General features: G+C 68.3%; 25 protein-coding genes. 17 read left to right on the top strand and 8 right to left on the bottom strand.

The features are described 5' to 3' along the window. Positions 1 to 4 precede the first annotated feature (4 nt). From ACQP0P_RS14315 to ACQP0P_RS14305, 3 genes are all read left to right on the top strand, one after another. Positions 5 to 310 carry a hypothetical protein gene (locus tag ACQP0P_RS14315; RefSeq protein WP_433376116.1) on the top strand — a complete coding sequence of 102 codons (306 nt, stop codon included), beginning with the start codon at positions 5 to 7 and terminating at the stop codon, positions 308 to 310. Positions 311 to 333: 23 nt separating this feature from the next. Continuing rightward, positions 334 to 753, top strand: a complete 420-nt coding sequence (locus ACQP0P_RS14310) for a helix-turn-helix domain-containing protein (protein WP_433376113.1) — start codon at positions 334 to 336, stop codon at positions 751 to 753. A 62-nt stretch (positions 754 to 815) separates the two neighbouring features. Continuing rightward, on the top strand, positions 816 to 1,196 hold the full coding sequence (locus ACQP0P_RS14305; protein ID WP_433381865.1) for a hypothetical protein: 381 nt from the start codon (positions 816 to 818) through the stop codon (positions 1,194 to 1,196). Between the two features lie 292 nt (positions 1,197 to 1,488). On the opposite strand, the gene ACQP0P_RS14300 is transcribed toward ACQP0P_RS14305, so the two are convergent. Further along, positions 1,489 to 2,421 carry an aminoglycoside phosphotransferase family protein gene (locus tag ACQP0P_RS14300; RefSeq protein WP_433376110.1) on the bottom strand — a complete coding sequence of 311 codons (933 nt, stop codon included), beginning with the start codon at positions 2,419 to 2,421 and terminating at the stop codon, positions 1,489 to 1,491. Between the two features lie 141 nt (positions 2,422 to 2,562). Here ACQP0P_RS14300 and ACQP0P_RS14295 point away from each other — a divergent pair, with 141 nt between their 5' ends. Then, on the top strand, positions 2,563 to 3,489 hold the full coding sequence (locus ACQP0P_RS14295; protein WP_433376107.1) for a hypothetical protein: 927 nt from the start codon (positions 2,563 to 2,565) through the stop codon (positions 3,487 to 3,489). A gap of 152 nt (positions 3,490 to 3,641) precedes the next feature. Here ACQP0P_RS14295 and ACQP0P_RS14290 read toward each other — a convergent pair whose 3' ends face one another. Both ACQP0P_RS14290 and ACQP0P_RS14285 read right to left on the bottom strand, forming a co-directional pair. Then, entirely contained in the window at positions 3,642 to 4,739 is a 1,098-nt protein-coding gene (locus tag ACQP0P_RS14290; protein WP_433376104.1) for a glycerophosphodiester phosphodiesterase, read from the bottom strand. A 247-nt stretch (positions 4,740 to 4,986) separates the two neighbouring features. Beyond that, positions 4,987 to 5,379: a Scr1 family TA system antitoxin-like transcriptional regulator gene (locus ACQP0P_RS14285; protein WP_433376101.1), complete on the bottom strand. Its 393-nt coding sequence runs from the start codon at positions 5,377 to 5,379 to the stop codon at positions 4,987 to 4,989. A 68-nt stretch (positions 5,380 to 5,447) separates the two neighbouring features. Between ACQP0P_RS14285 and ACQP0P_RS14280 the strand changes: the two genes are divergently transcribed. Together ACQP0P_RS14280 and ACQP0P_RS14275 are read left to right on the top strand one after the other, a co-directional pair. Then, the gene (locus ACQP0P_RS14280; RefSeq protein WP_433376098.1) at positions 5,448 to 5,933 is read left to right on the top strand and encodes an ATP-binding protein; all 486 of its coding nucleotides are present in this window, start codon (positions 5,448 to 5,450) and stop codon (positions 5,931 to 5,933) included. 184 nt (positions 5,934 to 6,117) lie between these two features. After that, positions 6,118 to 6,417: a hypothetical protein gene (locus ACQP0P_RS14275; RefSeq protein ID WP_433376095.1), complete on the top strand. Its 300-nt coding sequence runs from the start codon at positions 6,118 to 6,120 to the stop codon at positions 6,415 to 6,417. 97 nt (positions 6,418 to 6,514) lie between these two features. Here ACQP0P_RS14275 and ACQP0P_RS14270 read toward each other — a convergent pair whose 3' ends face one another. Both ACQP0P_RS14270 and ACQP0P_RS14265 read right to left on the bottom strand, forming a co-directional pair. Further along, positions 6,515 to 6,955 (bottom strand): GNAT family N-acetyltransferase, encoded by a 441-nt coding sequence (locus tag ACQP0P_RS14270; protein ID WP_433376092.1) that lies wholly within the window; start codon positions 6,953 to 6,955, stop codon positions 6,515 to 6,517. A 292-nt stretch (positions 6,956 to 7,247) separates the two neighbouring features. Then, on the bottom strand, positions 7,248 to 7,781 hold the full coding sequence (locus tag ACQP0P_RS14265; protein ID WP_433376089.1) for an RICIN domain-containing protein: 534 nt from the start codon (positions 7,779 to 7,781) through the stop codon (positions 7,248 to 7,250). 280 nt (positions 7,782 to 8,061) lie between these two features. On the opposite strand from ACQP0P_RS14265, the gene ACQP0P_RS14260 reads away from it, so the two are divergent. Then, positions 8,062 to 8,325 (top strand): hypothetical protein, encoded by a 264-nt coding sequence (locus ACQP0P_RS14260; RefSeq protein ID WP_433376086.1) that lies wholly within the window; start codon positions 8,062 to 8,064, stop codon positions 8,323 to 8,325. 5 nt (positions 8,326 to 8,330) lie between these two features. Here ACQP0P_RS14260 and ACQP0P_RS14255 read toward each other — a convergent pair whose 3' ends face one another. Next, positions 8,331 to 8,615, bottom strand: a complete 285-nt coding sequence (locus ACQP0P_RS14255; RefSeq protein WP_433376083.1) for a putative quinol monooxygenase — start codon at positions 8,613 to 8,615, stop codon at positions 8,331 to 8,333. Positions 8,616 to 8,878: 263 nt separating this feature from the next. Between ACQP0P_RS14255 and ACQP0P_RS14250 the strand changes: the two genes are divergently transcribed. The 9 genes from ACQP0P_RS14250 to ACQP0P_RS14210 all read left to right on the top strand — a co-directional run bounded on the left by ACQP0P_RS14250 (position 8,879) and on the right by ACQP0P_RS14210 (position 15,624). Next, positions 8,879 to 9,796 (top strand): MerR family transcriptional regulator, encoded by a 918-nt coding sequence (locus ACQP0P_RS14250; protein ID WP_433376080.1) that lies wholly within the window; start codon positions 8,879 to 8,881, stop codon positions 9,794 to 9,796. A 289-nt stretch (positions 9,797 to 10,085) separates the two neighbouring features. Then, positions 10,086 to 10,571 carry a hypothetical protein gene (locus tag ACQP0P_RS14245; RefSeq protein ID WP_433376077.1) on the top strand — a complete coding sequence of 162 codons (486 nt, stop codon included), beginning with the start codon at positions 10,086 to 10,088 and terminating at the stop codon, positions 10,569 to 10,571. Positions 10,572 to 10,659: 88 nt separating this feature from the next. After that, entirely contained in the window at positions 10,660 to 10,911 is a 252-nt protein-coding gene (locus ACQP0P_RS14240; protein WP_355612552.1) for an AbrB/MazE/SpoVT family DNA-binding domain-containing protein, read from the top strand. A gap of 3 nt (positions 10,912 to 10,914) precedes the next feature. Beyond that, positions 10,915 to 11,325 (top strand): type II toxin-antitoxin system VapC family toxin, encoded by a 411-nt coding sequence (locus ACQP0P_RS14235; RefSeq protein ID WP_355612555.1) that lies wholly within the window; start codon positions 10,915 to 10,917, stop codon positions 11,323 to 11,325. A 347-nt stretch (positions 11,326 to 11,672) separates the two neighbouring features. Next, the gene (locus ACQP0P_RS14230; RefSeq protein ID WP_433376072.1) at positions 11,673 to 12,626 is read left to right on the top strand and encodes a serine hydrolase; all 954 of its coding nucleotides are present in this window, start codon (positions 11,673 to 11,675) and stop codon (positions 12,624 to 12,626) included. A 166-nt stretch (positions 12,627 to 12,792) separates the two neighbouring features. Further along, on the top strand, positions 12,793 to 13,134 hold the full coding sequence (locus ACQP0P_RS14225; RefSeq protein ID WP_433376069.1) for an ArsR/SmtB family transcription factor: 342 nt from the start codon (positions 12,793 to 12,795) through the stop codon (positions 13,132 to 13,134). Between the two features lie 255 nt (positions 13,135 to 13,389). Continuing rightward, a complete protein-coding gene (locus ACQP0P_RS14220; RefSeq protein WP_433376066.1) occupies positions 13,390 to 13,908 on the top strand; it encodes a SigE family RNA polymerase sigma factor in 519 nt (172 codons plus the stop codon). After that, positions 13,905 to 15,005, top strand: a complete 1,101-nt coding sequence (locus ACQP0P_RS14215; RefSeq protein ID WP_433376063.1) for a hypothetical protein — start codon at positions 13,905 to 13,907, stop codon at positions 15,003 to 15,005. The genes ACQP0P_RS14220 and ACQP0P_RS14215 overlap by 4 nt, the downstream gene beginning before the upstream one ends. A gap of 106 nt (positions 15,006 to 15,111) precedes the next feature. Further along, positions 15,112 to 15,624 carry an O-acetyl-ADP-ribose deacetylase gene (locus tag ACQP0P_RS14210; RefSeq protein WP_433376060.1) on the top strand — a complete coding sequence of 171 codons (513 nt, stop codon included), beginning with the start codon at positions 15,112 to 15,114 and terminating at the stop codon, positions 15,622 to 15,624. A gap of 60 nt (positions 15,625 to 15,684) precedes the next feature. On the opposite strand, the gene ACQP0P_RS14205 is transcribed toward ACQP0P_RS14210, so the two are convergent. Further along, entirely contained in the window at positions 15,685 to 16,296 is a 612-nt protein-coding gene (locus ACQP0P_RS14205; protein WP_433376057.1) for an N-acetyltransferase family protein, read from the bottom strand. A gap of 146 nt (positions 16,297 to 16,442) precedes the next feature. Between ACQP0P_RS14205 and ACQP0P_RS14200 the strand changes: the two genes are divergently transcribed. Next, positions 16,443 to 18,476, top strand: a complete 2,034-nt coding sequence (locus ACQP0P_RS14200) for a hypothetical protein (protein ID WP_433376054.1) — start codon at positions 16,443 to 16,445, stop codon at positions 18,474 to 18,476. 22 nt (positions 18,477 to 18,498) lie between these two features. Here the strand turns inward: ACQP0P_RS14200 and ACQP0P_RS14195 are convergent, their stop codons facing one another. Next, a complete protein-coding gene (locus ACQP0P_RS14195) occupies positions 18,499 to 18,912 on the bottom strand; it encodes a DUF4345 domain-containing protein (RefSeq protein WP_433381863.1) in 414 nt (137 codons plus the stop codon). Positions 18,913 to 18,921 lie beyond the last annotated feature (9 nt).

Below are 18,921 nucleotides of genomic sequence, written 5' to 3'. Positions count from 1 at the left end.
TGATGTGGTCAGCAAGGAGATCCACGAGGTCTTGCAGGGCAAGCCGCCGAGGCTGGAGCTAGGGAACCTCATGCGGCGCATCTCGGATGGCACGACGCTTCGACGCGACACCAAGCACCTGGGCAAAGGGCTACACGAGGCTCGGCTCACCTACGAGACGAACGAGTACCGCCTGTACTACGCCGTCAACCCCCGGGGAGAACATGTCCTTCTCGGTCTCAAGTTCCACATGAAGGGAAGCTCTGGAGCTCAAGACCGAGCCATGGAAGTCGCTCGGGATCGGCTAGCCGAGTGGCGAGGCAGGATATAAGGTGAACCCGATATGAGGAGGTCATGATGGATCAGCACATCGCCGATCTGCTGGGCATCGATCTAGACGACCCTGCCGTGCGCCGGGAGAGCGCCGCCATTGAGCGTGACATGCAGCTGATTGAAGCTCTTGTTACGACGCGCAAGCAGCTCGGCCTCTCTCAGTCGGATGTGGCGAGCCGCATGGGGCGCAGCCAGCCGTCCGTTTCCGACTTCGAGCGCATCGGGGGAGATCCACATCTTTCCACGATTCGCCGGTACGCCCTTGCCATCGGAGCCGAAGTTCGCCACACGGTCTGCATGACCACTGCCAAGGAACCCGCGACCCAGGCGCCTTCCTCACTCATAGTTCGCATGAAGGATGCCGGAGGAGAAACATCGACGGCGGCGGCGCAAAGTGGCACAACAGGCATCACGGCCATCATTACTCGAAGGAGCGCATAGTGCAGGCGTTCCTTCTACTATGCGATTCCGCTCAGCGCGACTCGGTTACCGGAAAAATCCATATGCTTGGCGCAGGATGGTCGGTAACCGGTCCCATTATTCCAGCTATGACGGTTGCCGTCTTTCTTCGACTGTCCTGGGATGAAGCAAGTTCGCCGCACGAATTCAGTCTTTTCCTGGTCGACGAGGACGGTAAATCAGTTACAACACCGTCCCCGGAAGGGGACAGGCCGATTCAGTTTGGTGGGAGTGTCGGCCTGGACAAGGCAGCACAGGCGGAAGTCGATGAAGTCCTACAGAAGACGGGCTTGCAAACCAGCTTCACGGTGAGCGTGCCGCCCCCGCCCTTGAATCCAGGCCATCACTACAAATGGATCTTCACCGCGAACGACGAAGAGCTATCCAGCATTCCTTTCAGCGTACGACCGCTTCCAGAAGACTGACATCGCATCACAGGCCTGCCTACCGCTGAGTACGACACCCTGGCATGTTGCGCTTTACCGGACATCGACGGCTAACCCGACTCGATTTGTGGTCAACGCCGTGGGAAGTAGGCGCTGAGCAACCTCGCGACGATCGGGCCACTTTGGCGGCCTGCCTTGGTTTCGCCACCTCAAAACCCAGGCCGCCGAGCACTCGAACAACGGTAGCGTTCCCCCCAGACGGCCTCAATAGCGCTCTTGCACAGCGCTATGTCGCCTGGATCGGTAGAAGTCCTTCGCTTCTCTCAGCCCGCTATGAGCGGCGCGTAGGGAGCGGTTGATCAGCGATGAGGCGTCGCAGTGCGGCGTGCGCGGGTGGGCCCCATGTGGCTTTGCCGCCTGGGCGGCCGCGGACGCCGGCTTCGCCGATGAGGATGCCGCTGAGGGCGCGTCCCACCGCCCATCCGCGGGCGCGGCGCAGGGTCGCGGCGTCCGGGGCCGGCCGGTAGGCGGCATGGAGGCGGTCGGCGGTGTCGTCCGGCAGCAGAATCCAAGCGGCGGCGAGGTCGCAGGCCGGGTCGCCCGCGCAGAGGTCGCCGAAGTCGATCACGCCACAGATCGTGCCGTCCGCGGTGAGGACGTTGGCCGGATGCAGGTCGCCGTGGAGCCATAGCGCCGGGCCGGTCCAGCCGGGCGCGGCGGCGGCGTCATCCCAGACCGCGCGGACGGCGTCCGGGTCGGGGATCAGCCCCAGCTCGGTGGCCGAGGCGAGCTGCTTGGCGAAACCCTCGGAGTGGTCGGCCAGCGGCCCCCCGCGTCCCCGGCCGGCGGGCGCCTCATCGGGGGCAGGTTGGTGAAGTGCCGTCAGGAAGGCGGCCAGGGCGGTGGCCGCCTCCGCGGCGCGCGTGACGGGGGCGCGGTCGGCAGGCTCGCCCGGCACCCAGGTGGTGACGATCCAGGGCCGCGGAAACCGCGCGGAGGGCTCGCCGAGGCGCTGCGGGACGGGAACCGGCAGTGGAAGGCGAGGGGCAAGAGCGGGCAGCCAGGTGTGCTCCTTGTGCAGCAACGCGTCCGCGGACTCCGTCGCCCAGGGCAACCTGACGGCGAGGTCGTCGCCGAGCCGCCATAGCTGGTTGTCCCAGCCACGCGCGCCGAGCCGCACAGGGTAATCGGCCAGGTCGGGGTGCTGGTCGTGCAGCAGGTCCCGCACCAGCTCCGCGGTGATCTCGATCTCGGCATGCGTCATGCGGAGCAACAGTAACCGAATGCCGGCCGCCCGTTCCGGCTGCTGGAGGCCGTGAAAGCCTCCGTTACGCCCATTGGCGTGATCACACGCTAGATTCACTCCACCCAAACTTGATCTTCACTCACCACCAGGATGTACGGCATGCACCCCCTCATCATCGCCTTAGCTCTCGTGACCGCCGCTCCCACCACCGCCCACGCCCAGACAGCCGAACCCGACCCGGTGGCGGGCCTGCGTTCGCTGCTCGCCCGCGGCGCCGGCGCGACGACCGAGTTCTACGGCCAGGCCTCCACAGACCTGTCCAAGGAGGTGCAACTGAGCAACGGCAGGCGCACCTTCATCGGGAGCGGTATGGGAGTGCGCGGAACCGGCAAGGTCAAGCTGGGGCAGGCCGGTGTGATCGCCTCGGAGCACGTTCGGCAGCTCAGTGTGAGCAACAAGGAGCTGATGGTGGAGGAGGCCCCCAACGACCCCTACTTCGCCGGTGTGCTCCGTACGGTGGGGACGCTGCGCACGATCAGCGTGGGCGGCTGGCAGTACCAGCTCGCGCCGGGGGCGAAGACCTGGGTGCGCACCGGCCGGGCCGGCGGCGCCGCCGCCGCGTACGGCGATCAGCTCATCAATGTCCTGGAGCCGGCCACGCTGCGCAGGCTGCTGTCCATCAAGAGCCGCAAGAGCGTCGCACCATGGCTCAAGGACCACACCACCGGCCGCAAGCAGCGGATTTACACCCTGACCGGGACGATCACGCTCAAGGAGCTCTATCGCGTCTCGCCCAGCTTCCGCGAGGCCGCGGGGACCTCGGCCCTCGGGACGTCCGAGGTGACATGGACGTACATGTACGACGACCGCGGATGGCCGTACCGGGTCGGCTGGCGGTTCTACGCGCACCCGCGGCCCGAGGTCCCGGGGCTCGGACACGACCGGATCCTGCGGGGGCACCTGGCCACGCAGTACCGGAACTGGGACAAGCCGATGACGATCACCGCGCCCAAGGCGAAGCCGGGCCAGGGACTGTCGGTGGACGACCTCGCCGACGTTCTCAGCGCCCCCGAACGCCGCGAATGAGGAGCGGCGACGGTGCCGCCCGGGCGGAGGGAGCGGAGCTCCCGTGGTGAGGACGCCTTGGAGTGACAGACCTCTTCTACGGCAGCTCCGCTGCTCTGCCTACCGGTGACTCTCGACTGACAGAACCCACACCTGACCGAACGGCGTTGGTTCTAGAAGACACGCTCCCTGACCGCGTTGGCCATGCCCGGGTCGTCGGCGAAAACGCCGTCGACGCCGAGGGAGTAGAGCTTCTCCAGCCAGCCCATCACGTTGCCGGTGGCTCGCGGGAAGGCCGGGCTCGCCGGGTTCCCGAACCGGAAGTCCACCGGGAGCTGCGAGTTCTCATTCCTGATGGTCCAGGTGTGGACTGCCAGGCCGGCCCGGTGAGCGTCCCGGATGAGCGGGGAGGGCTGCAGGAGGCGGCCGTCGGGGCCGACGGGCACGATCCGCCTGGTGTCGACACCGACGCCGTCCGCGTAGCTCGCCACATCGCGCGGCCCCGCAGGAGTGACCATGGTGTCGTAGGTACGCGGGTCTCCGGCCGCTGTCCAGTCGTACGGGGCACCGGCGGCGTTGATCAGCTGGACCAGCGGCAGCCTGGTCTTCTTGCTCAGCTCGCGTAGGTTGGCGGTCTCGAAGGACTGGATGAAGACCGGGTCCCGGCTCCCGCGCCAGCCGTGCCGGTCGAGCACCTCCAGCAGCGGCTCCTCCAGAGAGAGCCCGATGGAGTCGAAGTAGCTCGGGTGCTTGGTCTCGGGGTAGACCCCGACCCCGCTCCGCTTGGCGAGCGCGACGACCTCGTCGAAGGTCGGAATCTCCGCGAGGCCGTTGAAGGCGGTGTTGTCCGGACGCAGGTCGGAGATGCGCTCCTCGGCCCTGAGGGTCTTCAGCTCGGCGAGCGTGAAGTCCTCGGTGAACCAGCCGGTGATCGAGACGCCGTCGATGGTCTTGGTCGTACGGCGCCCCGCGAACTCGGGGTGGTTCTCGACGTCCGTGGTGCCGCCGATCTCGTTCTCGTGCCTGGCGACCAGCACGTGGTCCTTCGTCGAGACCAGGTCGGGCTCGATGTAGTCGGCGCCGAGCGCGATGGCGGTCTCGTAGGAGAGCAGGGTGTGCTCGGGCCGGTGCGCACTGGCGCCCCGGTGGCCGACGATGACGGGTTCGCGGCCTCGGGGCTCGGCGGTCGCGGGTTCGGGTTGTTGCAGCACAACGGCGACGGTGCCGGTCGCGAGGACCGCCAGCGCCGCGGCCAGAAGCCTACGGATCATGCCAGGACCGTAGGAGGCCCAGATGACCAGTGGAACAACGACTCACAAAGGAAGAGAGTCACGGAGGCAGCCAGTCACAAAGACCGATGATCCGGCTCGGGGAGAACGCGGTCTACCGCCTGGCTTCACCCGTGGTCGCGCGCATCGGTCGGACGGCGGCGTACATAGATGATGCTCAGAAGGAAGTCGCGGTAGCCCGCCGGCCGGCCATCGAGGGCTTCCCTTTCGACGTGATGCGCTGGCCCGGCTACCGGGTCCTGGGCGATGTCCGGGAGCTTCTCATGGTCACCTGGTCTTCTGGCGTCTTCCAGACTCTGCTGCCCTCGGTCACCGCGCGGGCGTACTCGGGGGTCTGGAGCAGTCCGTGAATGGCGAGGGGGTTGAAGACGAACAGGCCGCTGGCGCTCTCCACCTGGGAGAGGTAGTCGCCGAGCGGGTCGTCGACCACGCCTTCGTAGCGCTGCCACCAGTCGGCTTCGCCGGCCCGGCGTACGAGGTCGCGGAGTTCTTCCCGCAGGGCGGGGTCGGTGATGCCGAAGACCTCGAAGAAGTGGGGAAGCTGCTGGATCTTGAGTCCCTGCAGTCCGTTCTCGATCTTGCTGACCGTTGAAAGGGACTGGTATCCGAGGGCGAAACCCAAGCGAGCCCGCCGAGCATCTGCCGACCTGATCGCAGGGCCGCCCCCAGTCCCACCCGTTAGGAGCAACGATGCTCATCGAGCACGTTCCGGACCCCGGCGAGTACGGCAGACCCCACAACCGCTTCCGGATGACCGCCTGGTGCCTACCTTCAGGCAGTGCGGCCCGGCGGGCCCGGGAGCTGTTCCGTGACCAGCTGGCCAAGCTGCCCCTGGCCGCCGATGTGCTCGACGAGCTGGAGATCGTGGTCTCCGAACTGGTCACCAACGCCACCCGCTACGCCCCCGGCCCCTACGAACTTCGCCTGCTACACGACCACGGTCTGCCCATCCGCGCCGAGGTCGTCGACGCCGGAGCCGGAACCACCCTCATCGAACACCTCCTGCACCGCCCACTCCCCCTGCCCGAACGCCTCGACGACCTCGAACTCGGCGGCCGGGGCCTGCGCATCGTCACCGAACTCACCCACGGCCGCTGCGGCACCCAATGGACCCGCCTGTGCGGCACCGGACAACTCGGCACCGGCGTCTGGTTCGACCTCCCCACCCAGCCCTGACCTCCCCCGACCTCCGGGCGGACGGGATCCCCCCGATCCCGCTGACCCCGGAGCCGGTCCACGCCGACGACTCCCCCGTACCAGGCGTGGACCGTACCGGGGCCGGCGTCCACGGACCTGATCCCACCCTCGTCCGGGACGCCGGCCTCCCCACCCCAAGCCACCACGGAAAGCACCGGTTCCCGTGACCGCATCAGCAAACCCCAAAGGCCGCCACCGTCGCGGAGCAGACCTCGTACGTACCGACCTCCCTGCCACGAAACCCGCGGCGAACACGGACAATGCCACCGACCTGGCCCGCGACCTGGAGTCTCGCCACCCCGGCTGGGTCATCCTCTGGCGCCGCTGGGCCCGCCGCTACTGGGCCTTCCCCACCTGGCTCCCCAACGCCCCCGGCCCCCTCGAAGCCAGAAACGCCCAGGACCTGCTGACCCAGATGAACGACCTCGAAGTCCAGCACTCGCCACGAAGCAGCAACGCCTAACCCGCACATGGAAAATGAGGTAGGAGCTTCAATGGGTGCGGCTCTTCTGGAGGGACAGTGCGGATCAGGCCGTGAGGCCACATCGGGTCTGTTCCAGTCAGGAGAGCCGCAAGTCGATCCAGGGGATGGCGTCTCCGGGCAGCAGGTATCGATCGATCTCGACAAAGCCGTGCTTCAGCGCAAACCGCAGTCCGTCCTCGTTGGAGGACAGGACGACGGTCTCGATCACCTTGGCCCCCAGTTCCCGGGCCTGGTTGAGCCCGCGCGCATACAGTTCCTCGCCGAACCCCCGCCTGCGGTGAGCGGCGAGCACGCGGGCGATGACTGTGGCCGTCAGTGTTTCGTCCGTCGGCGGGCGCACCGTACTGCAGCCCACGAGATCGTCACCGAGGTACGCGATCTCCAGGTGGTTGCGCTGGGCACGTTCCCGTACCTCGTCCAGAGAGAGGGAGTGGGTAGGAATGATCACGTTGTGGGCGTACTGCCAGTCTTTGAGCGTGGCGTCGCCGTCCGGCTGCTGGATGCGAAGATCAGACATCGCAGCAGGAGACCCCAGGACGCCTCGGACGTCAACTCTGTTGGGTGTGGCGATATCTTCAGGGAAGTCCGTGATCAAGCCGTGAGGTCGTAGTCCTGCTGTTCAGGGGCGTGGTAGAGGCGCTGGTGAATTCCTGCTAGTTTCCGGCGGAATCGGACTTCATGATGAGCTGTGCGATCTCCGAAGCACCGGCCGAAACTTGTGTAGGTCAACCAGGCGGCAGCGCTCCGCGCCGCCGCCCAGGACGCGGACGGGTGGTCCCGGCCCTCTGTGTTTCCGGCGTGGCTGCCGATCAGTCCAGGGTGTCCTTAACTTTGATCATGCCGGCGTCGGTCACGAACCTCTGGTTGGTGTTGGTGTTCGCGCATCGCCACAGGTGCACCCGGGTGCCGTTGGCGCGGTGGTTGGTGGCGTCCAAGCACATCGGGGTAGCCGAGCCGAGAGTGTCCTTGACCTTGATCATGCCATCGTCGATCACGAACTTCTGGTTGGTGTGGTTCAGACATTGCCACAGGCGCACCTGGGTGCCGTTGGCGCGGCCGTTGGTGGCGTCCAAGCACATCGGGGTAGCCGAGCCGAGAGTGTCCTTGACCTTGATCATGCCATCGTCGATCACGAACTTCTGGTTGGTGTGGTTCAGACATTGCCACAGGCGCACCTGGGTGCCGTTGGCGCGGCCGTTGGTGGCGTCCAGACACACAGCATCTCCGACGACGGCAGCGTGGGCAGCGGGCTGCTGGACGGCGGCCTCGGCGGGCAGGGCGGTGACCGCACTCGCGGCGACGACGGCGATGGCGCCGGACAGCAGATGGCGGGCAAGCAACATGGTGCCTCCTGGGCAGGTTCGATCAGTACCCGAACACCATCCCGCAACCGAACGTACTTGATCAACTACCCGACGTCACGATCGGTTGCCCGTGTCGCTCTGCGGTCTGTCCCGACCTGGGAACTTACCGACATGGCCGTCGCATTGACGTACTGAATCCGAAAGCTCGGCGTGACGCGCGATCACGCCTCTGACCTGCGGCGACAGATAGCCTTCGAGTAACGTCCACCTTTGGCCGTCAGTACACCCGTGCAGTGATCCGGTTGTAGAGATCGAGCGAGTGTCGTACACCGCCTCCGCCGATATCGGCTGGTCATCGCCCGATGACGGTTTCCTCTACGCACGTGGCTTCATCGTCGCGCTGGGCCGCGACTTCTACGCCGCGGTGGCCGAGGATCCGAAGAAGGCGGTGCTGGATGCCGAGTGCGAGGAGATGTGTTACTTCTTCGCCCACCCGCACCACGAGCGCCATGGCACTTTCCCGGACACCGGATCGAAAATCTCACGCGAGTCGTGTTCCAACCCGGCCGGCTGGCCTGGCTGACCCACTCAGGCGGGGCCGGCTCCGGAGATCTGGTAGCGGACCACCTCGGCGTCGCGAATCATCACCGTCTGGTCGTCGCTCGGCCCGGAGCCTCGGAAGGCGTCGAGACTCTCCTCGGACTCCCAGCGCTCGTAGACGCTGATCCGATCGGCTTCGACGAGGTCGGCGCCGAGCGCGAAGTCGAGGCAGCCGGCCGAGGCACGCGCCTGCTCGACCACGCTGACACAGCCCCGCAGATAGGCGTCACGAGCACCGGGGTCAACCCTGATCCAACCCGAAATGATGATCACGCCGCCACCGTACGACTCGCCACCGACAGAACCGCCACCGCACAAGATCAAGCCTTGTCCTCGGTCACCGGACCACTGATCCTGCCGAGGAGGGCCACCCCTGGCCGGATGCCGGTCAGGAGCCGAGGCCGAACCGGATCGTGCGCGGTGTCGTGACGAACCTCCTCGGAACCGCGACCCGGCTCGGTGACCGATGGCCATCGACCCGAGGAACCGTGCAATCGGCTTGACTCTCCAGTGACTAGAGGGTTCATGCTGCTGCGGTGAACGACCGCGACCAACTGCTCACCATTGGACAGCTCGCTGACCGTACGGGCCTGTCGGTGCGTACCATCCGCTTCTGGTCCGACATCGATGTCATCCCGCCGACGCGCCGGTCGGTGGGCGGCTTCCGCCTGTACGACATGGAGGCGGTGGCCCGGCTTGACCTGGTGCGAACGCTACGCGAACTGGGGCTGGACCTCGACACCGTCCAGAAGGTCCTTACCAGGCAGTGCACGGTGGCCGATGTCGCGCGGGCACATGTGCGGGCGCTGGACACCCAGATCCGCTCCCTCCATCTGCGCCGGGCAGTGCTGCGGTCGATCGCCCAACAGGAGAGCACGACCGAGGAGATGATGCTCATGCACAAGTTGATCCGCCTGTCCGCTCAGGAACGGCAGCGAATGATCGACGACTTCGTCGACCGTACGTTCGACGGCATCGACCCACAGGCGCCAGGGGCCCACATCGCGGCCTCGATGCGCCAGATCCCGGCAGAGCTGCCGGACGAACCCACCCCAGAACAGGTGGAGGCCTGGCTGGAACTCGCCGAACTCGTGGGTGACGCCGGCTTCCAGGAACGTGTACGCCAGATGGCGGTGGCCGGCGCCACACCCGGCGACGAGTCCGGGCCGCAGCCGTACGACCCCACTCTGGTCCTCGAGCATGCCGGGAGAGCGGTGGCTACCGGCATCAGCCCCGAGTCGGCCGAGGGCAGGGCCGTCCTGGATCGGATCGTGGATCCGGCGCTGCCCGCCGGAGACCGCACCCGGGTGGCCGACCAGGTGGAGACGTTCACCGACCGCCGGGTGGAGCGGTACTGGCAGCTCGTGGGCGTGCTCAACGGCAGGCCGCCGTTTCCGCCCGGTGTCCCCGCCTTCGAATGGTTCATCGCCGCGCTGCGCGTATCCCCGATCTGACCCCGGCTTCAGCCGGGCCGCCCCAGGGGGAGGGCTCCGTCCCACCCCCGGGCGGTCGGCGCCGTGGCCACGTGGCCACGAGCATCCCGGCTCCGAGGTCCAATCCCGGGCCGGTTCGCCTTCGTAGTCGGCCTGCACTATTCCTCCAGGGGATGCCGGGTGGCGTCAGTGCGGTGCTCGGCGAGCTGATCGACAGCGTCCCTGTGGGGGCTCACAGCGCCCTGGCCTTTTTCGGTCCGCAGCGGACAATCCACACGAGAGGTTCTTTCTACATCGTGGAGGATGGAGCATGACCGCGATCAAATATGGCCTGCCGGCCATCGGCGCACTCGTCATGCTGGCTGCAGGATGCTCGGCGAGCGGTCCGGCGCCCAGAGCCGAAGGCGCCCGGCCGCCGGCCGGCGCGTGCGTTTCCACCGTCACCCGGGACGCGCTGCCCACCTGGGCGAGGAGCGGGTTCAGCGATGACGGCTCGGGCGTGGCCCACGTGTTCGGCGAGCACGGCGACATCATCGCCGTGCTGTTCAGCTATCCGCTGGTGGCCTCCACCGATCCTGAGGTCACGAACAAGATTCTCTGGGTCTCGCGGCTGCCGCAGCAGCCGATGCGGCCGCTGAGCATCAAGGCGACGCTGGACGGGACGACGACGTCGGTGGTCCGCGAGATCGACGGAGGTCCCGGGCCTTCGTCGGTCAACCTGCCCAAGGCTGGGTGCTGGCGTCTGACGTTGAACTGGTCCGGACACAGCGACGCCATCACGCTCAGGTTCACCTGACCGGCGAGTGGTGGTAACTTTTCGAAATCACCCACACACCCAAGGTAACGCCGTTTAGCCTTTACTTGTGATGGCTACAGTAAAGGTTATGGAGCACGGCAAGAGAACACGTGCCAGGCGTACGGGGCCGGCGCGCATCTCCAGCAAGAACCAGGTGACCCTGCCCGCGGCGGTGCTGCGCAAGCTCGGCCTGCACGCGGGGGATCCGGTTGACATCGCAGAAGAGGGTGGCCAGATCATCATCCGGCGACACCGCAGCCGTCTCGACGGAGTGATCGGCACCATCCCCGGCTTCACCGAGGCCGTGGACGTCGAGACGAGTCGCGAGAGCTGGAGCTGACCGGTGCCAACCGTGATGCTCGACACCAACGTCATCGCCGGCCTGCTCAATCCTGACGACGCGCTGCACGGCCACGCCGGTGACGCGGTCCGCCGCTGGGAGGGCAAGGCGGCCTCGTTCGCCGTCTCCGTGATCACCTGGAGCGAACTGCGGGTCGGTGCGGTCCGCAAGGGGGCCGCGGCCGAGAAGATGCTTGAGGCGTTCCGTGCCGCCGTCATCGACCGGATCGTCGAGGTGGACGAGGCGACGGCCGAGAGCGCGGCCCTGCTCAGAGCCGCGGACCTGACAATCCGGGTACCGGACGCCCTCATCATCGCGACCGCCCGTACGGTGGGGGCCGACGCACTGCTCACCGCGGACCGGAAATTCCCCGGCATCGCCCCGGAACTCGTCGAACTACTACGGCCGAGTTGAACCGTGGCGCGGAATCGCGCGATGTCGACCTCGCCCATCCGAGATCCCCTTTCATCGGTGGACAGCGGCGTACCTGCGACACGTCCCGGCCTGGTCGTGTCTCGCCGGCCTGCCTCCAGAGCACCGAGCAGGAGGGCGATAACCGGTCGCCGCCGCCCCCGGCCCCCTCTCCGGCAAAGAAGGTCCCCACCCCTTTCGTAGTCGACCACTTCTCGGTGAGACACCCGGCGGGTCATCGCCTCACCGGTCGGCGGTCGACGCTCATCATCGGGCAGTGACCGCGGCCACTACCCGTCAGCCTCAAAACTCTATATTCCGAAATTTCGAATTTATGGTTAAATCGAGGAATGCAATCCATCCTCGGCATGCTCCTGACCACAGCGCTGGTGGCCCCGATGACCGGTGCCGGCGCCGACCCCGCCGAACTCAAGGACGTTGAGGCCGTACTCGCCTACATCCAGGCCCACCCCGACGACGTCGCGCTGGTGACCCAGGGCATCAGCCACAACGCCGATCGCCTCACCCCGGTGGCGTCGACCATCAAGATCATCCATCTCGCCGCCTACGCCGACGCCGTCCGCAAGGGAAGGGTCAAGCCGGGCGAACGTGTCTCCATGGCCCTGTGGAACGCCTACCACCTGCCCGGCACCGATGGTGGTGCCCACGAAGCGGCGCTCGAACGGCTCAAGCCCGGTGCGAGCGTCACGCTCGACCAGGTCGTCTCCGCCATGATCGAGGAGAGTGACAACGCCGCCGCCGACCTGCTGCGTGACCGCCTCGGCCCCGGCGCGCTGCGCAAGATCGCACAGACCGGCGTCGGTACCATCAACGGCGAGATACTACGCGCCTTCGGCGGCTGCACGCTGCCCGCCGACGTCTGTCTGAAGAACTACGTCAAAGCCGGTACGCAGGTGCGGCCCACGCTCCCCGGCTTCGCCCAGCAGGCTGCCTGGGCCGAAACCGTGACCCGCGTCGAACCTGGCGTGCTGCGCGAAGTGCTCGCCGGACTCAGGAAGGACAGGACGGCGAGCAGGCACCTGGAGTGGCCGATGCGCCAGCCCGGCGCCGACCCCCGCACACTCCTCATCGGCACCAAGGGGGGCGCGCTGCCCGGCGTCATCAGCGAGGCCATGTACATCGTCCGGCCAGGTGAGAAGCCACGCGAGACCGTTTTCGCACTGCGGCGACTGCCTGAGGCGACCTGGTTCTCCGGGATGCGCAGCTATGCTCATCAGCAGTTCATTGTGCGGATGGCGACCGATCCCGTCTTCTTCGCGAAAGTCCGCGCAGCATTGAAGTGAGGCAACCCTGACCAGTGTCGACGACCGGCTCCAGGACCTCGAGGCGCGGGTCGCCGCCCTCGAGGCCGCACTCACCGTCCCCAAGCCACCGGCGGCCGGTGACGACACCGGCCTGATCACCTACGGCGGCCAGGCCAGACTCGGCGGCTACCAGTGGCTGTGGGAGGTGACCCGCAGCCCCGGCTGGTTGCTCCAGCAGCCGACCGGGCCGTTGGCCGCGGTGCTGGCCGCCGCCGGGCATCCGGCGCGCTTCGAGATCCTGCAGTCGCTGGTCGTCGGGCCCAAGCCGATCGCCGACCTGCAGGCCGAGCTGGCCCTCGCCTCCCCCGGCCAGCTGTACCACCACCTCAAGACGCTGGCCTCGGCCGGGCTGGTCGAGCAGCCCGAGCGGGGGGTCTACCGGGTACCGTCACATGCGATCTTTCCCGTGCTGGCCCTGGCCGCCGCCGCGATCGACGTGGCCGAGCGCTCCGGCGCTCCGGTGAAACCTCACGATCTTCCTGGCTGAGGTGCAACGGGTGCGCGAGATCCACCCCGCCGACACTCCGCTGTGACGGACACCCAGCGGAAGTGCCCCATCCGCGGACCTTTCCAGCCATGACGTCCGATGACCGGCATGCCGAGGCCTGTGGGCTCGCTGTGTCGGCGGGCGAACTGCCGCATGGTGATCCTCGAAGAGCGGTGGCTCCGACACGAAAAAAGAGAAAGGGCTACAACCATTCGCCCGGCGAGTCGCGTTAGGAACGGGCGAGAGGAGCTCACTTTGAATCACCACGACGGCTTCCGCGAGTTCGTGCTCGCCCGCCAGCAGGCGCTGATGCGGACCGCCTACCTGCTCACGGGAGACGCCCACCTCGCCGAGGACCTGCTGCAGAGCGTCCTGATCAAGGTCGCGGGGCAGTGGCCCAAGCTGTCCAGGGGCGGCAGTCCGGAGGCGTACACGCGCAAGGCGCTGGTCAACCAGTACATCTCCTGGCGGCGCCGGCCGCGCCTTGAGTCACCCAGCGCCGACCCGCCGGACCGCGGCGCCTCCTACGACGAGGCCGCACTCGACCGGATCGTGCTGCGCCGGGCGCTGGCCAAGCTGACCCCCAAGCAGCGTGCCGTGATCGTGCTGCGCTTCTGGGAGGACCTCACCGAGCCGCAGACCGCCGAGGCGCTCGGCTGCTCGGTGGGCACCGTCAAGAGCCAGGCCCATCACGCGCTGACCCGCCTGCGCACGCTCACGCCCGAGTTGACGCACCTGCTGTCCGATTCCGAGATCAGGGAGGTGGCCCAGTGAAGAGGCTGCGTGAAGCGCTGGACGGCATCGCCGATGAGGCCCCCCTGGTGGACCTGGCCGACCTGGTCGTCGCCGGCCACCGGCGCAGGCGGCGTACCACCCTGACGCTGGCCGCCGTCGCGGCGGTCGCGGTGCTCGGCGCGGCGACGGCGGCCGTGGCGCTGCCCGGGTCGCGCGGCGGCGACACGGCCACGTCGCGGAGCGTGGACGCGGTGCCCGATCTGCCCGACGGCAGGACAGGGGCGCTCAGCCACGCGTACCAGACGCAGTGCGAGGTCGACGCGGAGCGGCTGCTGCCACCCGACTGCAGCGCCATCGAGTGGCGGGTGGTCACCCGCACCGGCACGACCTACCGGGTGCCGCAGGCGCTCGTCAGGAACACCAAGGATCGACCGGTACCCGTCGCGATCAGCCGGGACGGGCGCATGTTCGCCTACTACAGCCGTCAGGCCCAGGCGCACGTGGTCCGCGACCTGGTGAGCGGCTCCGAGGTGACCTCCTCCGTCACGGTGAAGGAGGAACGGATCGGGCCGGGGTCCATGCTCGTCCTCTCCGACGACGGCCGCTATGTGATCTTCGACCCTCAGGAGGGGAGTAAGGATCCCGGGCTGCTGATCGACATGCGGACCGGCAGGACGGTGTCGGTGCCCGGCAAGTTCGAGGCGATCAGCATCAAGGACGGCGTCGCCGCGCTGGTCCGGTACGTCAAGACCGACCTGTGGCTGATGCCCGTCACCGGCGGAGGCACACCGGTGCGCTTCGACGGCGCGTTCATCATGTTCAGCGAGCTCTCCCCGGACGGCCGCACGGTGGCCGCCTTCAAGTGGCAGAAAGACGGGAGGCACACGTTCACCCTGCTCGACGCCAAGACCGGGCGGACCCTGCGGAAGGTCGCCATCCGCGGCCTGCCGAAGGACGGTGGCATCTCCAACACCACTCTCTGGCGGAGTGGATCCGAGGTCACGATCGTCTACCGGGACAGGAAGTCCCCAGGCACCTACGCGGTCGACGTCAACACCGGACAGGCTCGGCAACTGGCCCGCTACCCCGGCGACTTCGCGCACCTGACCCTGCCTGGAGTCGCGGACAACCAATAGCCACTCAGGATGGAGCGGTCGGCTTCGAGCAGTTCCGCACCGAGACCCGCGTCAAGCCGGTGGAATCGGCGCCGGAAATCGAGGTTCCGCTGGCAGACTCGACCTCGTGCAGGTAACGCTGGTCCAGGGGGACATCACCGCGCAGCAGGTCGACGCCGTCGTCAACGCCGCCAACTCCTCGCTGCTGGGAGGCGGCGGGGTCGACGGGGCCATCCACCGGCGCGGCGGCCCCGCGATCCTGGCCGCCTGCCGCGAGCTGCGCGCCTCGCACTACGGCAAGGGGCTGCCGACCGGCCAGGCCGTGGCCACCGTCGCGGGCGACCTGCCGGCCCGGTGGGTCATCCACACCGTCGGCCCCGTCTTCTCCCCCGCCGAGGACCGCTCGCACCTGCTGGCCTCCTGCTATCGCGAGTCGCTCCGGGTCGCCGACGAGCTGGGCGCGACCAGCGTCGCGTTCCCCGCGATATCCACCGGGATCTACCGCTGGCCCATCGACGACGCCGCCCGCATCGCGCTCGGCGCCATACGCAGCGCACCGACACAGGTCACGGACCTGCGGTTCGTCCTGTTCACCCCGGACGCCTACGGCGTCTTCGAAAGGACGCTCGGCACCGGGTGAGGGGTGGCGAACCACTGACACAAAGGCTGCCGTGCCTGCCTCTCCAGCCCTGACGAACCCTCAGGTGCCGTGAGGGTCCCGGGGCCGGGCGTCGAGCACGCGGACCATGAGCCGTTCGCGGACGCCGGGGTCGTTGGTGTGCGGCTCGGACTCGCCGGTGGCCTCGAAGCCCAGGCGCCGGTACAGCCGGGCCGCCCCGTCGTTGCCGTCCACGACCCACAGCTCGACCCTCCGATGCCCGCGCTCGGCGGCCCACGCGACGACCTCCTCGACCAGCAGGGCACCGACCCCGGCGCCTCGCGCGGCCGGATCGACCCACATGCCGTACACCTCGACCGCCCCACCCCGGCCTTCGGGCACCCAGCCGCCGGCGACCCCGGCCACCCGGCCCTCAACGACCGCGACCGCCTTCACTCCGCGCTCCGGCAGCATCCCGGCACGCCACCGCGCCTCGTCGTACGCCTGTTCCCGCCCGAGTGAGGAGGAGAAGGCCTCCGGTGCGTCCGCCAGTGCCGCGAGCCGGACATCACGGAACGTCCTCCAGTCCTCGGTCGTCAGGCGGCGGACCTCGGCCGGACCCATCCGGAATCCAGCTCGGTGCCCGGTCAGGGCCAGCTCGCCGATGACCTGGTTGTCCGCGGTGACCTTCTCTGGGCGAAGCGACGAAGACATGCTGACAACCTACAGATCGTCTCCGAGAACTCAACGGGATAAATGTCGCCCGGACCTGGCGACCACGACCACCGGAGGGAAGCGTCAACTCCTCCCCTGGACGCAAACGATCAAAAGGTGGCAGTGTTTGGGCAAAGGGGGGCGATGTGCGGGTTGAGGACTTGTCCGAGGCGGAGCGCCGGGTGTGGGAGGCGTTTCCGCTTGGCGAGGAGGTCGACTTCACCACCGGGAAACCGGAGGAGGACGACCCGGCGGCAGGGGCGGCCTGGGACGAGGGGCGGACGGTCCGGGCCAGGGTGATCGCCGTCCTGCTGATGAGCGAGGAGCCTCCTCGGTCGCATCGGATCCCGGTGCTCCGGATCAAGGGTGCCCGGATCACCGAGCGGGTGAATCTGGCCTACTCCACCCTCCGTCACTCCGCGCGGTTCCTGTCCTGCTTCTTCGAGGAGGAACCCAGCCTGTACTGGGCGCGGTGCCCGCAGCTGAGCTTCAACGGCTCCCACCTGCCGGGCCTGTTCGCCTCCAACGCGCAGATCGACGGGCATCTACGGCTGGAGAGGTGCGTGTTCACCGGCCCGGTGGAACTGCGCGGGACCCAGCTTGCCGGGAGCCTCACGCTGAGCCACGCGCGGAGCCTGGACATCGACTGCGAACGGCTCCAGGCGGGGCGGGGCATCTCCGCGATCGGGCTCGGCGCCACGGGTCAGGTCGGCTTCGCCAACGTCAAGGTGGGCGGCACCGTGATTCTGGATCATGCCCGCCTGACGGCCTCCGGCCGGAACGCGCTGGACATGGACGGGCTGATCGCCGACGGGAACGTCTTCTGCCGGTGGATGGCGGTCACCGGGATGATCAGCCTGCGCAACGCCCGGGTGGCCGGGCCGTTCGCCTTCACCGGGACCACGATCGACCGCCCCGGCCGGATGGCCTTCCTCGGTTCCAGGATCACCGCCGAGAACGGGCTCTACCTGGGCGTCGGGTTCAGCGCGACGGGCACCGTACGGCTGGCCAACTCGCGGATCGACCGGGAGCTCAGCCTGAGCGGCGCCCAGCTGAGCTGTCCCGGCGGCGACGCGCTCCAGGCCGCGGAGCTGCAGGTCGAGGGGAGCTTCGACGCGGACGAGCTCGGCGCCGAGGGGCGGGTGGACCTCTCCCAGGCGCGCGTCTCGGGGTCGCTGAACCTGACCGGCGCGAGCCTGTCCGCGTCCGGCGGGGTCGTGCTCGATGCCGACGGGGTGAGCGTCGGTGGCGGGCTGTCGTGCACCAAGGGGTTCCGGGCCGAGGGCGCGGTCCGCCTCGCCGACGCGCGCGTCGGGACGTTCGCCGACTTCAACGGTGCCCGGCTGAGCAACCCCGGTGGCCAGGCGCTCGATCTCGCCGGGGCGAGCGTCGGCGGCGGTCTGGAGTGCGGGCGCGGTTTCGTCGCCGAAGGCGAACTCACCCTGATCGGAACCCACGTCGGCGGGTACCTGTATCTCAACGACGCGACCCTGTCCGCGCCGGGCGGCCGTGCCCTGGCCGCCTGGCAGCTACAGGCCCGCGAGCTGCACCTACGCCCCACGCGGGCGCCCGAGGGCACCGTCGACCTGCGGCACGCCCGGATCGGGGTCATCCTCGACGACCCCGACACCTGGTCACCGCGTCGCCAGGACGGTCTCACCTACGAGGCCCTGGAACCGCGGCTGCCCGCCGCCCGGCGCCTGGCCTGGCTGCGGGACGACCCCGACGGATACGTGCCGCAGCCGTACGAGCAGCTCGCCGCCACCTACCGGCGACTGGGTCAGGACGTCGACGCCCGTACCGTACTGCTGGTCAAGCAGCGGCGGCAGCGCGCCGCGCTCCCGCGGCACGCGCGGGCCTGGGGATGGCTGCAGGACGTCACGGTCGGGTACGGCTACCGTCCGGTCCGTGCCGCCCTGTGGTTTCTGGCCCTGCTCGTCATCGGCGCCGTCGTGTTCGCCGTGCACAACCCGCCCCGCGCCGAAGCCGGCAAGGGTCCCGTTTTCAACGCGCTGTTCTACGCGCTGGATCTGCTGCTCCCGGTGATCGACTTCGGGCAGGAGAAGGCGTACCAGCCCGTCGGCGCCGGTCAGTGGGTCGCCTACGGGCTGGTGATCGCGGGCTGGGTGCTGGTCACCACCATCGCCACCGGCATCACCCGCACCCTGTCCCGCCACTGACCGCGAGGTGGACCGGCTCGGCTCAGGCCGAGGTCTCTCGCCCGCCATGGTGGCGATACCGCACGAGGACGAAGACGCAGGCCAGCCCGATGATCAGCTCCAGCGCGGCCGCGAGCACCAGCCCGCTCGCCGGCATCCCGTCCAGCGCGATGCTCAGCAGGCGGGACAGGCCGTAGGCGAGGTAGGTCGCGGCACCGACGACCGTGGCGGTGAAGGCCAGCCGTGCGACGAACGCGCCGAGCGCGATCAGCACACCGGCCGCCAGCAGCGCGCCGCCCGCGGCCCGGGTCTCGCTGAGCAGGCCGGCGTCGCTCCCGAGCTCGATGCCGTTGGTACCGTGAAAGGCCGCGGGCGCGAACAGGATCGCCGCGCCGATCCCGATCGCCACCACACCGGACACGAGCAGGACGAGTCTCAGTGGTCTCGCGTTCCGCATCCTCACCGC

Source organism: Streptosporangium sp. CA-115845 (assembly GCF_050943795.1).
GTDB lineage: Bacteria > Actinomycetota > Actinomycetes > Streptosporangiales > Streptosporangiaceae > Streptosporangium.
Note: the sequence above shows the minus strand (reverse complement) of the source record. Positions and strands in the feature narration are given on the sequence as shown.